This is a genomic window from Corynebacterium sp. MC3, from assembly GCF_900099485.1.
GTDB classification, from domain to species: Bacteria; Actinomycetota; Actinomycetes; order Mycobacteriales; family Mycobacteriaceae; genus Corynebacterium; species Corynebacterium pseudogenitalium.
Genome location: NZ_LT622802.1, coordinates 1 through 13224 on the forward strand (window position 1 = coordinate 1; position 13224 = coordinate 13224).

At 62.6% G+C, this 13224-nt stretch carries 13 protein-coding genes and 2 tRNA genes; 5 read left to right on the forward strand and 10 right to left on the reverse strand.

Going from position 1 to position 13224, the window contains the following annotated elements; all coding sequences use genetic code 11:
• Window positions 1-1109, forward strand: a 1109-nt coding sequence (locus tag BQ4436_RS00055) for an IS256-like element IS1249 family transposase (RefSeq protein ID WP_083329351.1), incomplete at its 5' end; no start/stop codon positions are given.
• Window positions 1110-1226: 117 nt separating this feature from the next.
• Here the strand turns inward: BQ4436_RS00055 and BQ4436_RS00060 are convergent.
• Both BQ4436_RS00060 and BQ4436_RS00065 read right to left on the reverse strand, forming a co-directional pair.
• Window positions 1227-1302, reverse strand: a tRNA-Val gene (locus BQ4436_RS00060).
• Window positions 1303-1369: 67 nt separating this feature from the next.
• The gene (locus BQ4436_RS00065) at window positions 1370-1798 is read right to left on the reverse strand and encodes a DUF3052 domain-containing protein (RefSeq protein ID WP_070362150.1); all 429 of its coding nucleotides are present in this window, start codon (window positions 1796-1798) and stop codon (window positions 1370-1372) included.
• A 204-nt stretch (window positions 1799-2002) separates the two neighbouring features.
• Here BQ4436_RS00065 and aceE point away from each other — a divergent pair, with 204 nt between their 5' ends.
• Window positions 2003-4729, forward strand: coding sequence for a pyruvate dehydrogenase (acetyl-transferring), homodimeric type (aceE, locus tag BQ4436_RS00070; protein ID WP_070975097.1), 2727 nt, complete (start codon window positions 2003-2005; stop codon window positions 4727-4729).
• Window positions 4730-4732: 3 nt separating this feature from the next.
• Here aceE and BQ4436_RS00075 read toward each other — a convergent pair whose 3' ends face one another.
• Together BQ4436_RS00075 and BQ4436_RS00080 are read right to left on the reverse strand one after the other, a co-directional pair.
• Window positions 4733-5644 (reverse strand): Rib/alpha-like domain-containing protein, encoded by a 912-nt coding sequence (locus BQ4436_RS00075; RefSeq protein ID WP_070975098.1) that lies wholly within the window; start codon window positions 5642-5644, stop codon window positions 4733-4735.
• Window positions 5645-5647: 3 nt separating this feature from the next.
• Window positions 5648-6649 carry an alpha/beta fold hydrolase gene (locus BQ4436_RS00080; RefSeq protein ID WP_083329349.1) on the reverse strand — a complete coding sequence of 334 codons (1002 nt, stop codon included), beginning with the start codon at window positions 6647-6649 and terminating at the stop codon, window positions 5648-5650.
• Window positions 6650-6671: 22 nt separating this feature from the next.
• On the opposite strand from BQ4436_RS00080, the gene BQ4436_RS00085 reads away from it, so the two are divergent.
• Window positions 6672-6995, forward strand: coding sequence for an acyl carrier protein (locus BQ4436_RS00085; RefSeq protein ID WP_070975099.1), 324 nt, complete (start codon window positions 6672-6674; stop codon window positions 6993-6995).
• Between the two features lies 1 nt (window position 6996).
• Window positions 6997-7791, forward strand: coding sequence for an HAD-IIA family hydrolase (locus tag BQ4436_RS00090; RefSeq protein WP_246814907.1), 795 nt, complete (start codon window positions 6997-6999; stop codon window positions 7789-7791).
• Window positions 7792-7793: 2 nt separating this feature from the next.
• On the opposite strand, the gene BQ4436_RS00095 is transcribed toward BQ4436_RS00090, so the two are convergent.
• The 6 genes from BQ4436_RS00095 to BQ4436_RS00120 all read right to left on the reverse strand — a co-directional run bounded on the left by BQ4436_RS00095 (window position 7794) and on the right by BQ4436_RS00120 (window position 12867).
• On the reverse strand, window positions 7794-8117 hold the full coding sequence (locus BQ4436_RS00095) for a hypothetical protein (protein ID WP_070975100.1): 324 nt from the start codon (window positions 8115-8117) through the stop codon (window positions 7794-7796).
• A gap of 226 nt (window positions 8118-8343) precedes the next feature.
• Window positions 8344-9285, reverse strand: a complete 942-nt coding sequence (locus tag BQ4436_RS00100) for a uridine-preferring nucleoside hydrolase UriH (protein ID WP_070975101.1) — start codon at window positions 9283-9285, stop codon at window positions 8344-8346.
• On the reverse strand, window positions 9286-10743 hold the full coding sequence (locus tag BQ4436_RS00105; RefSeq protein WP_070975102.1) for a uridine transporter UriT: 1458 nt from the start codon (window positions 10741-10743) through the stop codon (window positions 9286-9288).
• A 10-nt stretch (window positions 10744-10753) separates the two neighbouring features.
• On the reverse strand, window positions 10754-11551 hold the full coding sequence (locus BQ4436_RS00110) for a serine hydrolase domain-containing protein (protein ID WP_070975106.1): 798 nt from the start codon (window positions 11549-11551) through the stop codon (window positions 10754-10756).
• 13 nt (window positions 11552-11564) lie between these two features.
• Window positions 11565-12203 carry a DUF4230 domain-containing protein gene (locus BQ4436_RS00115; RefSeq protein ID WP_070975103.1) on the reverse strand — a complete coding sequence of 213 codons (639 nt, stop codon included), beginning with the start codon at window positions 12201-12203 and terminating at the stop codon, window positions 11565-11567.
• Window positions 12204-12225: 22 nt separating this feature from the next.
• The gene (locus tag BQ4436_RS00120; RefSeq protein ID WP_070975104.1) at window positions 12226-12867 is read right to left on the reverse strand and encodes a hypothetical protein; all 642 of its coding nucleotides are present in this window, start codon (window positions 12865-12867) and stop codon (window positions 12226-12228) included.
• A gap of 115 nt (window positions 12868-12982) precedes the next feature.
• Between BQ4436_RS00120 and BQ4436_RS00125 the strand changes: the two genes are divergently transcribed.
• Window positions 12983-13055: transfer RNA gene (locus BQ4436_RS00125), tRNA-Asn, on the forward strand.
• Window positions 13056-13224 lie beyond the last annotated feature (169 nt).

Below are 13224 nucleotides of genomic sequence, written 5' to 3' on the forward strand. Positions count from 1 at the left end.
CCACCAGATGGCGCTGCAAACAATGCGGCGCCTCCAGCGTCAAACGTCGAAACGACATCACCAACGCGGCAGTGTTCACCCAGTTCATCGAGCATTGCACCACCGCAATATCACTCGACGACCTAGCCAAACGAAACGGTGTTAGCCGCGCCACCATGAAGCGGCGCTTCAAGTGGTGCTGGCTCGTTGATGTGCCTGACCCCACCGCCGGCCACCACAAGCGGATCTACGACCAGGTATTTCTCGATGGCACCTACACCGCCGGTGGCTGCCTGATCGTCGCGGCGACCATCGACCACGTGATCGCCTGGCACTGGTGCAAACACGAAACCACCCGCGACTACCAACTGCTGCTTGAACGCATCGAAGCCCCACTCATCGCCGTCATCGACGGCGGCCAAGGCGCATACAGCGCAATCAAAAAGTGCTGGCCGACTACGAAAATTCAACGCTGCCTCGTCCACGCCCAACGCGTGGTCCGCCGCTACACCACCACCAACCCACGCACCGATGCCGGGCGCACCATCTACCGACTTGCGCTGAAACTGACCCGGATCACCACACTGGATGAAGCCGCCGCGTGGGGTGTGCAACTACACGAGTTTTCAACGATCTACCGGGAATGGATGAACGAGAAAACCATGATCAAAGACCCCAAAACAGGTGCATGGACCCGCGTGTGGACCCACCACAACGTGCGCAAGGCCTACAACAGCCTCAACCATCTTTGGCGGTCCGAGATGCTGTTTGTCTACCTCAACCCGCCAGCAGGAGTCCTTGCGCCCGAGCGGATCAAATCCACCACCAACAGCTTAGAAGGCGGCATCAACGCCCAGCTCAAACTGCTCGCCAGAACCCACCGCGGCAGATCAGGCGAACGACAACGCCGCATGCTGGATTGGTGGCTCTACTTAAAAACGGAACTGCCTGACGATCCAGTACGAATCGCCAGGCAGTCCGACTGGGGCCAGGGCCAACTCGCCAAAGTATCCACCCTGACCCAAACCGAGAACCAAGCCGACCACGAAACAGGACGCCCAGCCCTCTACGACAACGCTATCGACACCGACTACACCCACTCAATCGGCATTCAAAAAGGCCAAATCTAACCCCCGCGACACGCCGAGCCAGACACACATTTTGACCCTTAACCCCAACAGAAAGCCAAAGCATAGCCCAGAAAACGAAAAATACCCTCCCCGATTCCTCGGAAAGGGCCTTTGACCTGGTGCGCCATGACGGGCTCGAACCGCCGACCTACTGGGTGTAAACCAGTTGCTCTTCCAGCTGAGCTAACGGCGCGCTGGGTAGAGACTTTAACAAAGCTTCTACCGATCGCAAAATTAACAACAAACAGGCAGGTAAACGCCTATTTTGGTACACCGGCGGAGCGGAGGCAGGAGCCTTGCCATTCGCCGAAGCGGTCGGCGGTGGTTTGGACCAGGCCGGCGAGTTGGGCGGATTCGGAGATGACGCCGGGTTGTACGCCGCCGGGCTTGGAGGCGCCTGGGGTCATGAGCCAGATGCGGGCGTTGTCGTCGAGGTTGCGGGAGCAGTCGACGAGGACGTCGACAAGGTCGCCGTCGTCTTCGCGGTACCAGAGCAGGATCATGTCGCAGAGGTCTTGTGCGTCTTCGTCGAGGAGTTGGTCGCCGATGCGGTCTTCGATCGCTTCGGAGATGGTTGCGTCGGCGTCGTCGTCCCAACCGATTTCTTGGACGATTTCGCCTTGATTGACCCCTAGTCGGTCAGCGTATGTATCGACACCGTTGGCGCCCAACGTTCTTATTCCTCCCAATGAGATGAGTGTTGTATGCAAATATGCCGTTTAGTTTACATCTGCGGGTTACACATTACCGGACAAATATGCGACGGCCTCCGGGGGCCCTCGAGTTTTGTGACGTTCAACGCAATTGGCTGAAACCACGTATCCTGTTTTGCAGGTTTTCATTCCCGCCTGTGCCTCGCTGGTTGCAGGCCCGAAACGTTAGGAGGACGTTCCTTGGCTGAACACAATAATGACTCCAACATCCCGTTGATCCGCGAGGGTGTCGCTTCGTATCTGCATGATACGGACCCGGAAGAGACCCAAGAATGGATTGACTCGTTTGATGGGATTCTGGACCAGTCCACGCCGGAGCGTGCTCGATTTTTGATGCTGCGCCTGTTGGAGCGGGCGTCGGCGAAGCGGGTGGATTTGCCTGCGTTGTCGTCGACGGATTTCGTGAATACGATTCCGACGAAGATGGAGCCGGAGTTCCCTGGTGATGAGCAGATTGAGAAGCGCTACCGCCGTTGGATGCGTTGGAACGCGGCGATCATGGTGCACCGCGCGCAGCGTCCGGGTGTGAAGGTTGGCGGCCATATTTCCTCGTATGCGTCGGCGGCGGCGTTGTATGAGGTTGGTTTTAATCACTTCTTCCACGGCAAGGACGCTGAGCAGGGCGGCGACCAGATTTTCTACCAGGGTCACGCTTCCCCGGGCATGTACGCGCGTGCGTTCCTGGAGGGTCGTCTGACTGAGGATGATCTGGATGGTTTCCGTCAGGAGCATTCGCGTCCGCAGGGTGGTCTGCCGTCGTACCCGCACCCACACGGTATGAAGGACTTCTGGGAGTTCCCGACGGTGTCGATGGGCTTGGGCCCAATGAACGCCATTTACCAGGCTCGCTTTAACAAGTACTTGCAGGATCGCGGTATTAAGGACACGGATCAGCAGCACGTGTGGGCGTTCCTCGGCGACGGCGAGATGGACGAGCCGGAGTCGCGCGGTCTACTGCACATGGCGTCGCTGTACGGCCTGGATAACTTGACCTTCGTGGTCAACTGCAACTTGCAGCGTCTCGACGGCCCCGTCCGCGGCAACGGCCAGATCATCCAGGAGCTGGAGGCCTTCTTCATTGGCGCTGGCTGGAATGTGATCAAGGTTGTGTGGGGCCGCGAGTGGGATGAGCTGCTGGAGAAGGACAAGGACGGTGCGCTGGTCCACGTCATGAATACCACTCCGGATGGTGATTACCAGACGTTTAAGGCCAATGATGGCGCGTTTGTGCGCGAGCACTTCTTCGGCCGCGACGAGCGGACGCTGAAGCTGGTCGAGGACATGTCGGATGAGGAGATCTGGGCGCTGCGCCGCGGCGGCCACGACTACCGCAAGATCTATGCGGCGTACAAGCGTGCGCTGGAGACCAAGGGCAAGCCGACGGTCATTTTGGCGCACACGATTAAGGGCTACGGCCTGGGCCACAACTTTGAGGGTCGTAACGCGACGCACCAGATGAAGAACCTCACGCTGGAGGACCTGAAGCGCTTCCGCGACAAGCAGGGCGTGCCGATCAGCGACGAGGAGCTGGAGAAGGATCCGTACCTGCCGCCGTACTACCACCCGGGCGAGGACGCTCCGGAGATCAAGTATTTGAAGGAGCGCCGCGAGGAGCTCGGCGGGTACCTGCCGGAGCGTCGTGTGAAGTTCACGCCGCTGGAGCAGCAGCAGGACTTCGAGAAGGCTTACAAGGCCATGTTCAAGGACTCGGGTAAGCAGGAAGTTGCCACGACGATGGCGCTGGTGCGTACGTTTAAGGCGTTGATGCGTGATAAGGAGATCGGGAAGCGAGTGGTGCCGATCATTCCGGATGAGGCGCGCACGTTCGGCCTGGACTCCTGGTTCCCTACCCTGAAGATTTACAACCCGCAGGGCCAGAACTACGTCCCAGTGGACCATGACCTGCAGCTGTCCTACCGCGAGGCGACGGACGGCCAGCTCCTGCACGAGGGCATCAACGAGGACGGTTCCTCGGCGTCCTTCATCGCGGCCGGTACGTCCTATGCGACGCACGGCGAGCCGATGATCCCGATGTACATCTTCTACTCGATGTTCGGTTTCCAGCGCACGGGCGACAACTTCTGGGCCGCTGGCGACCAGATGGCGCGCGGTTTCATCATCGGCGCGACTGCGGGACGCACCACCCTGTTTGGTGAGGGCTTGCAGCATATGGATGGTCATTCGCCGATTTTGGCGTCGACAAATCCGGCGGTGGTCACCTACGATCCTGCCTTTGCGTACGAGATGCCGTACCTGATTTCCAAGGGCATCGAGCGCATGTACGGCGACGGCCACGGCGAAGACGTGATGTACTACATCACCGTCTACAACGAGCCGACGCACCAGCCGGCGCGCCCAGAGAACCTCGACGTTGAGGGCCTGCACAAGGGCATCTACCTGTTCGACGAGGGCGAGAAGCACGAGCACAACGTGTCACTGCTGGCGTCCGGTATCGGTATGCAGCAGGCGCTTCGCGCGCAGAAGATCCTGCAGGAGGACTACAACGTGGGCGCCTCGGTGTACTCGGTGACCTCCTGGGTGGAGTGTGCGCGCGACGGTGCGCGTGTGGCCAACGAGCAGCTGCTGCACCCGGGTGAGGACGTCGGCGAGGCGTTCGTGACCCGTCAGCTGAAGCAGACGGAGGGCCCGTACGTTGCGACGTCCGACTTCGCCACGGACCTGCAGGAGCAGATCCGCCCGTACGTGCCAGGCCAGTACTTGGTGCTTGGTGCGGATGGGTTCGGTTTCTCGGATACGCGTGAGTCGGCACGCCGCTACTTCAATATTGACGCCGAGTCGATGGTGGTTGCGGCGCTGATGGGCCTGGCGAACGAGGGCAAGATCGAGATGGATGTTGCCGCGCAGGCCGCGAAGGACCTGAAGATCGACGACCCAACCGAAGCCTAAGGGCTAGCGCGGGAGGTACGGGGCGAGCGCCGGAATGTTCGGCGCCAACGCTGCGAACAGCGCCCCGACCACCGCGAGCGTAGAGAGCACCCCTAGCGTGATAACGAGCGCCCTCGAACCCGAGGAGCCGTTCGAGTCCGCTGGGGGTGTTTGCGGTTGCGTCGGCTCTGGCGGGTTGGGGCCGTCGTGGCTGATCCGGAGGAATGCGGTGCGGGTCGTGCCGTCTTCGAAGGTGGCGCGGACTTCGACGGTCGAGGGGGTGCGTGCGGCGTCGGTGGCGGTGCCGCTGACGGTGCCGGTGACGGGGTCGATGGAGAGGTCCCACCCGGCTGGTGGGTCGATGAGCTCGAACTTCGCGTCGGTTGGGAGTTCGACTCGCTCACGCAAGTTGAACGGGGTCGCAGTGAACGATGCGCCGTGGGTGACCTCGACTGGTTTGTAGACGGGCTCGTAGATGAGGCGCTGGTCGGCAATGAGCGAAACCTTGGTGCGGATGTCTTCCGAGGAGCCGTCCGGGTAGGTCACCTCGATGTAGGCGTCGCGTGTGTTTTCACCACGCTGGACGGTGCGGCAGTGTTTGCCGTACAGCTGCCCGGCTTCGACCTGGTCGCAGTTGAGGAACCGGAGCCGGGCCATTAGCGTTCTGTGGTCCGTATCGTCGATGCTGGCGACGACTGGCTCGCCTTCCTCTTCTTCTTGCCCCATGACGCGGAAGGTCGTCCCGGCTGGAGCCCCGGTTGGCGCGAAGCGTGTCATTTCGGTGTAGAGCTGGCCTTCGACCAGCGGCAGGTAGCGCGCCTCGGTTTGGAAGCTGGGCTGGTATTTCTCGGCGTCAGTAGGCGCAGCGGTTGCGTGCGGGGCGCACGCGATGGCGCAGGTTGCGGCGGTGGTGACGGCGAGCAATTTGTAATTCATGGGTTACTTCACGTCTTCGGTAATGCGTTGGATGAGTCGGTTGATGGCGGTGCTGACGGCACCGGGGGCGTCGAGAGGCGGCATGTGGCCGCTTTCAGGCAGCACCTGCATGTAGGCGCGCGGCCAGATCTCGTGGAGTTTCGCGCTCTGGGACACCGGGGTGACGGCGTCGTGGTCGCCGACGAGGATGTAGCCGGGGATGGTGCCAAGCACCTCGCCGGCGTCGAGTTCCGAGTGGTGCAGCAGATCCTCGAAGTAGCCTGCGTAGGTTTCCAGCGGGGTTTCGCGGATCATGGCGGCGTGGAATTGCACCAGCTGGTAGCTCATCGGCCGGAAGTAGAACCCGAGCGCGAGGATCGGGGTGAGCATGTCGGTGACGACTTGCCGCACGCCTTCCGCGAAGTGCGGGGTCACGGCGACGACGCCTTCGATGAAGCGGCCGATCGGCCCTGCCAGGATCTGTGGCAGGCCTTGGACGGTAAAGGGTTCGACCGCGCTGGAGATCTGCACCGAGCCCGCGAGGTTGAATTCGTGGTGGTAGCGCCGCATCATCGAAAGCGAAATCGGTCCGCCGAGCGAGTGGCCAACCACGATGGCGGGTCCGCGCACGTTGCGCTCACGCATGACGGCGGCGACGTCGTCGGCGGCGGCGTCGATAGTTAAGAGTTCGGGGTCGACTTTGCCGGTCTGCCCGTGCCCGCGCAGGTCAAGCAGCAGTTGGCGCACCCCGTGGCCTGCGACCGCTTCGGTTTGCAGGAAGAACTCTTCGGCGGCGATGTTGAAGCCGTGGACGTAGACGACGGTGACGGCGTCGGGGTCCTCGGGGCCGAGTTCGTACCAGTGGATGTTGACGCGCTCTCCCCCGGCGTCGACGGTGAGCACGCCTTCGCGGTCCGGCTTGAGCCCGTATTCGCCGTCGCCGGTGTGCAACAGTTCGCGGGTTTCCACGAGCTGTCGGCGCGCTTTCGGCGTCAGCGATCGGAGGTAGGCAACTGTTTGCAGCATGCTTCCACCTTATTATGTGGGTATGGAACTCTCACAACGCTTAGATTTAAGCGCTCTCAAGCTTGACGACGCCCCCTCCGACCCCACCGCGAGCACCGAGGATGCCTCCGCGTTCGCTCAGCTCACGCGCCTTATTGAGCGCGTGACCGGCGAGGACACTGAAGCGCTCGACCGGGAGACCACGCTGGATGGGGCCGGGGTGGCGTCGTTAGATCGTATTGAGCTTGCGGTGCGCATCGAGCAAGAGCTTGGCGTGCCGATTGATGAGGAAACCTACCGGCAGCACTCGACGCTGGGTGAGCTCAGCGCCTACATTGAAGGGCACGAGGACTACAAAGGAGCGTAACGTGACTATTTCCTATCTCACCGACATGGACGGCGTGCTGCACAAGGAAGGGCAGATGATTCCCGGCGCGGACGCCTTCATTCAGCGCCTGCACGAGGAATCGATTCCGTTTATGGTGCTGACGAACAACTCGATGCAAACCCCGCGGGACCTTTCGGCGAAGCTGGTCCGGATGGGCTTGCAGATTGAGCCGGAGCGGATCTGGACGTCCGCGACTGCCACGGCAACCTTCCTGTCGCAGCAGGTCGGCGAGGGCTCGGCATATGTGATTGGTGAGGCCGGGATGACCACGGCACTGCACGAGGCCGGGTGGATCCTGACAGACCAAGACCCAGACTTTGTGGTGCTGGGTGAGACGCGCACCTATTCGTTTGAGGCGATCACGACGGCCTGCAACCTGATTTTGAAGGGTGCGCGGTTCATCGGCACGAACCCGGATCTGACGGGCCCCGGCCCGAACGGCATTCTCCCGGCGACGGGCGCGGTGGCCGCCATGATTACGTCGGTGACTGGGATGGAGCCGTACTACGTGGGCAAGCCGAACCCGGTGATGATGCGCTCGGCGCTGAACAATATCGGCGCGCACTCGGAGCACACGGTCATGATTGGTGACCGGATGGACACGGACGTGAAGTCCGGCCTGGAGGCCGGCATGCGCACACTGCTGGTGCGCACGGGAATTTCGGATGACGCCGAGATCGCCCGCTACCCGTACCGGCCAACGAAGGTGATCGATTCCGTTGCCCAGCTTGTGGACGTCATCACCGATCCTTTCGGCGACGGCGCGTATAGCTAGCCCTATCCTGCCGCTTCGACGCTGGCGCTGAAGCCGTACTCGGCGGCTAGCGCCGCGAGCGCGTCTGCGAAGCTGCGCGTGACGTCCGGGGTCGCGAGGAAGGTTTCGCGGCACTGGTAGGTGCCAGTGCTGTCCCGGCGCCAGCGGGTGAACCAGGCGTCGTCCCAGAGTGCTTCGGGGTTGACGGGCGCGTCCGGGAGCATGAGCAGGAGTTCTTCGACGTGCATGCGCGCTGCGGCGGGCATGTCCTGGATGCTCATGACGGAGGTCGTCGGCGCGGCGCAGACAGAGCGCCACGTACGCGGGGCAACGAGAGTTGTTGTCATTGTGGGGACCCTTCTGTGTGTGACAGTGCGGCGCACGCGCCCGGTGACTAGTCGGTTCCGCACCCGCTGACTAGGCGGGCGCATCTTCGTGCGAGACGAGGTTCGTCTTCCCCAACGGCCTCTCGCATCACTTTGCATGACACGAGACACACCGGGCAACCCTCAACAACTGGTTGATCCCCCTGTTTACTGAAGCTCTACTTGAGGGTCAGGAGCTACCTGGCTGCTACCCCAGCGCTCTGACGGCGTCGAGCACCATGGCCCAGAACCGCTCGGCGTCGAGCTTCGTGGCCACGGAGGTGTGGCAGTCGGCGGGCGCGGGGCTACGGAAGTCCGCCACGGTGCGGCCGGTGGTGAGCAGGCCCTGCGTCTCGACGTCCACCGGTACCTTGACCGTCTCCACCACAGTTGGGTCGATGAGGTAGGCGACGCAGCACGGGTCGTGGACTGGCGGGTCGTCGAACCCCTGGGCGTCCTGGTAATTCTTCCGGAACGCACCGAAGAGCCCCACGACGAAGTCGCCAACATTCGTGCCCAGCGCAGCGAACTGCTCCTCGACCTCTTTGGTTGCCAGCGCCTGATGCGTCAGGTCCAGGCCGACCATGACGACGGGCCACTGCTCGTTGAAGACGATATGGGCGGCTTCCGGGTCGACGATGATGTTGAACTCTGCGCTCGCAGTCCAGTTCCCAGCGCCGTAGGCTCCGCCCATCAGCACGACTTCTTTGACGCGCTCGACGATGCGCGGCTCGAGCCGGGCTGCAAGCGCGATGTTAGTCAACGGGCCGGTTGGTACCAGGGTGACGGTCCCGGCGGGCTCGCTCATGATCGTGTCGATGATGAACTGCACACCGTGCTTCTCCTGCACCGACAGCGCCGGCTCGGGAAGCTCGAAGCCGTGGATTTCCATGCCGGTGTCGCCATGGATGCCCTCGGCGGTTTCCACCTCGCGCAGGATCGGCCGGGTCGCACCCGCGTACAGCGGAACGTCCGTGAGCTTTGCGACGGTCAGCACCTGCGCCGCGTTACGCGTGACCTTCTCCAGCGTGTGGTTGCCACCGACGGTGGTCACGCCTAGGAGTTCAATGTTTGGGTTTCCGGCTGCGAGCAGGATGGCCACGGCGTCGTCGTGGCCTGGGTCGCAGTCGAGGATGATCTTGGTTGTCATTTACTGCACCTTCTTTCGTGCCGCGTCTTCTGCGGCGATCGTGTCCGGAAGCGATTCGGGGCGCGGGATGAGGAACGACGTGCAGAACGCGCCGATGAGCAGGACTGCGCCCGCGATCATGCCGGCGCGGTAGCCGCCGTTCTGGTCGGCGAACGTGGCCACCACCGCGAAGATCACGGTGAAGGAGATACCGGCGCCCAGGTTGAACGCGCCCGCGTTCAGGCCAGGCAGGTAGCCCTGGTTCGTCTTCGGCGCCAGCACCACGTGCAGCGACCCGAGCATGATGTTCGCGATACCCGCGTAGGTCACACCAGCGGCAACCGACAGCGCCAACAGCAGGCCCTTCGTCGGGTTGGACACCACGAACGTGCCGAAGACCACCGACAGGAACGCACCGGCGATACCGATCTGCAGCATGAGCTTGTAGCCCACCCGCCCGGCACAGAACCCGGCGATCGGGCCAAACACCAGGCCGGCCAGCGCGTACGGGGTCAGCGTCCACCAGGACACCACGCCCGCCGACATCCCCGGCCCGAACGTTTCGTCCTGGGCAAGGTTCGGGACCAGGCCGTTCATCACGGCGAAAATGCCGGTCATGGTCAGGGTGGTCGTCGTCAAGAGTGCCCACGTGCGCCGCTCCTTGAGCAGGTGCGGGGCGACGAGCGGGTGCTCCGTGGAGGACTCGATGCGCCAGAACACCACCAGCGCCACCGCGCCGACCGCGAGTAGGACAATGACCATGAACCAGTTCGCGGCTGCCAACGCACCGGCCTCGTTCAGCGCGGTCAGGATCGCGCCGACAGCCACGACCAGCGGGACCACACCCTTCCAGTCCATGGCGTAGCCGGCGTCGGACTTCGTCTCACGCACACCAAAGTGCACGGCGAACACCGCCACGACCGCGAAGGCGCCGATGACCCAGAACAGGGAACGGAAGCCGAAGGCGGCTGTGAGCCAGCCGCCCATGATGGCATCGATACCCGCGATACCACCGTTAATCGAGGTCAAGATGCCAATCAGCAGCGCGAACTGTTTCTCTTCGCGCACCTCCTGGCGCAGCATCACGGACGTCAGCGCGACCGTCGGCCCCGACACGCCCTGAATGACGCGCCCGATGAACAGCATGGTGACATTCGCCGCCAGCGCCGCAACCACCGAGCCAATCGCGGTGACCACCATCATGCCCACCAGCACTTTTCGACGCCCAATTAAATCTCCCCACCGCGGCATAAACAGGGAAAACAGGGCCGCAGCGGTAAAGAACGCGGTCTGCGTCAACCCGATCTGGGAAGTGGTGGCGTCGAGTTCGCGCTCCATCGTCGCCAGCGCGGGCGCCAGCATGGACGCGTTCAGCTGGAACGCGAAGACGGCGGTTAACAGGGCAAGCATGAGGGGCCAAACCTGGCCAGGCGGCAGGCGGTGGCCTGCTTCCGGGGGTGGCGTGTGTGTATCGTGCATGCCCCCGAGTCTAAAGCAGGGCGTTCCAGATGGCAGTGTTCGTTTCCTGCCACAAGGGCTTCGCCCACTCGCCGAACTGCTCGTCAGTGAGCGCGACCATGGCTTGGCCCTGCGCAACCCACAGATAGGTCCCCGCCATACCGAAATGCCCCACCGTGTCGGCCGGCATGGTGTCCCCCGTCCAATGGGGGGACTTCTCCCCCTTAATCTCAAATCCGAGGCCCCACGGGCATGGCTTTTGCATCCCGTAGCCGGGCACTACCCCACGCAAATCCCCGAACTGGTTGCGGAACGCCCCCGCGACGGTGTCCGGGTGCAGCAGCGTGGGCTGCAGCAGTTCCGCGGCGAACTTGCTTAGGTCCGCGACGCCCGCGCGCGCCCCGTGGCCCGCGGAGCCTTCCAACACTGCCGTCTCCATCCCGAGCGGCGCAAAGACTCCTTCGCGCAGGTACTCCGGAAACGCGATGCCGGTGGTTTCCTCCACGAAGTCCGCAAGAATCTCGTAGCCAGCGGACGAGTAAATCCGCCGCTCCCCGACTGGCTTCTGCGGGCGCCTGCTATCAAACCCGACGCCGCTGGCGTGCGACAGCAGGTGACGCACCGTGGAGCCATCCGGCCCGCACGGGGTGTCCAGCTCGAAGGCGCCTTCCTCCACCGCCAGCAGCACCCCGTACGCGGCGAGCAGTTTGGTCACGCTCGCCAGCTCAAACACCCGGTGCTGGTCCCCGTAGGTTTCCCCATGCGTACCGACGAGCGCCGCCGCGCAGTGCTTCACCGGCCAGGATGCAAGGTGCTCTTCTAAAATCATGCCCACATGATAGCTACTTGCGCACCCACTCGACGTGCACTTCGTAGTCCTGCATCGCGGTGCCCTGCTTGAGCGCCTCCGCGTGCGAGGTCATGAGCTCCTCCACTCGCGTGTGCGCGCGATCCAGCAACCCCTCCTTGACCGCGCGGTCCGCGGCGCGCTTCTTCTCCTCGGCGAGGAAACCTGTGACGTCCTGCACCTTGACCTGGTTGAGCGGGTTCATCGACTGCTTATACACCTGCACGCTCGTATCGTCGATCTCCGAGGAGGTCACGCTCACCTCTGGGACGTGCACCGTGATGGTCTGCGCGGCGTCGTCAATTGTGACGCCGATCGCCTCAACATCCGCGATACCCGCCTTAACGATCCCGCTGTAGCTCAGCAGGAAGTTACGCCCAGTCAGCGGCACCTTCACCCCCGCCAGCTCGAGGCCCTTGTTGTCATAGTTGCCCACGTTCGAGTACGCATACTCCTCAACCGAGAGCTCCCCCATCTGCCTAAACGACGCCCCTATCGACGCCTCACTGATCTCCTCCCGACCGACCTGCAGGCCGTTCGGGACCACAAACTTCAACACCGCAAACGCGGTGACCAGCGCAATCACCAGCGCAGTAAGCACCAGCGCGCCTACTCGAAATCCTCTTTTTTCCACGCTGCAAGACTACAGCGGCACGTTACCGCCCGATCTCATCGGGGGCACAGACCCGGATCTTGTCAACAAACTGCTGTGGCGCACCGCGGCCTCGCAGCGCGTCACCGTTGTAGCACGCGGAGTTCAGCCCGCGCTTCGACGTCCCATCCGGCAGCAGCGCCACCCAGCGATCCCCCTTGCGCTCAAACGGCACAATCCAATCCGACTGCTTCTGCCCCGCCACGGCCCACTGACCCTCACAGTACAGCACAGTCGTCCCGGTCACGCCTGGCCAGCCCGGCATCGCCGCATCAAAGGCCTGCGGAGAGCACCTATTTATCGACGCCCCTCCGAAGCCCAACGCCACCAACCCCGGCACCGTCGACGACAACCCCGTCAGCCCAGCAACCACCTTCGGGTCCACGTTCGGGATCAGCCCCTGCGACACGGCGAACGCAGCTCCCGCACCAACAGCGGCCAGGACACCAAGCGTGATCCCCGCAATTGCAGCCGGGCTCAGTTCCTCGCCGTCGGAGCTGCCGGAGCTGCCGTCCTTCGTTGTCGTCTGCTGCGCCCCTTGCGTATTTTCCCCCGCCGAGTTCTCCTCCGACCACGCGACAGGCGCCTGGACGGCCGTCACGGACACAGCCGAAGCTACAGTGAGTGCAAGCAGTGAGTGTTTCATAGCGACCACCCTACAACCGCCCACCGTTCATGTCCACGAAACATGCCCTGAACAGGCGATTTTTCAAAATCCAACATCCGGGTTAAAGTATTGCTCGTTGCTTTTAAGCACGTATTCCTCCATAGCTCAGTTGGCAGAGCATTCGACTGTTAATCGAAGGGTCACTGGTTCGAGCCCAGTTGGAGGAGCAACCACAACCCGAGGCGATCACCTCGGGTTTTTGGCTTAAGGGACATTTTGTGTGTGTTTAGCTGCGTCCAGCCCACCCTTTTCTCACGCCTAAGCTGGGGTTCCACTGATGATCAATGCCGGTATCGAATTCTTTCGGCCGCCCATCCAGGTGACCGCGGCGTTGTA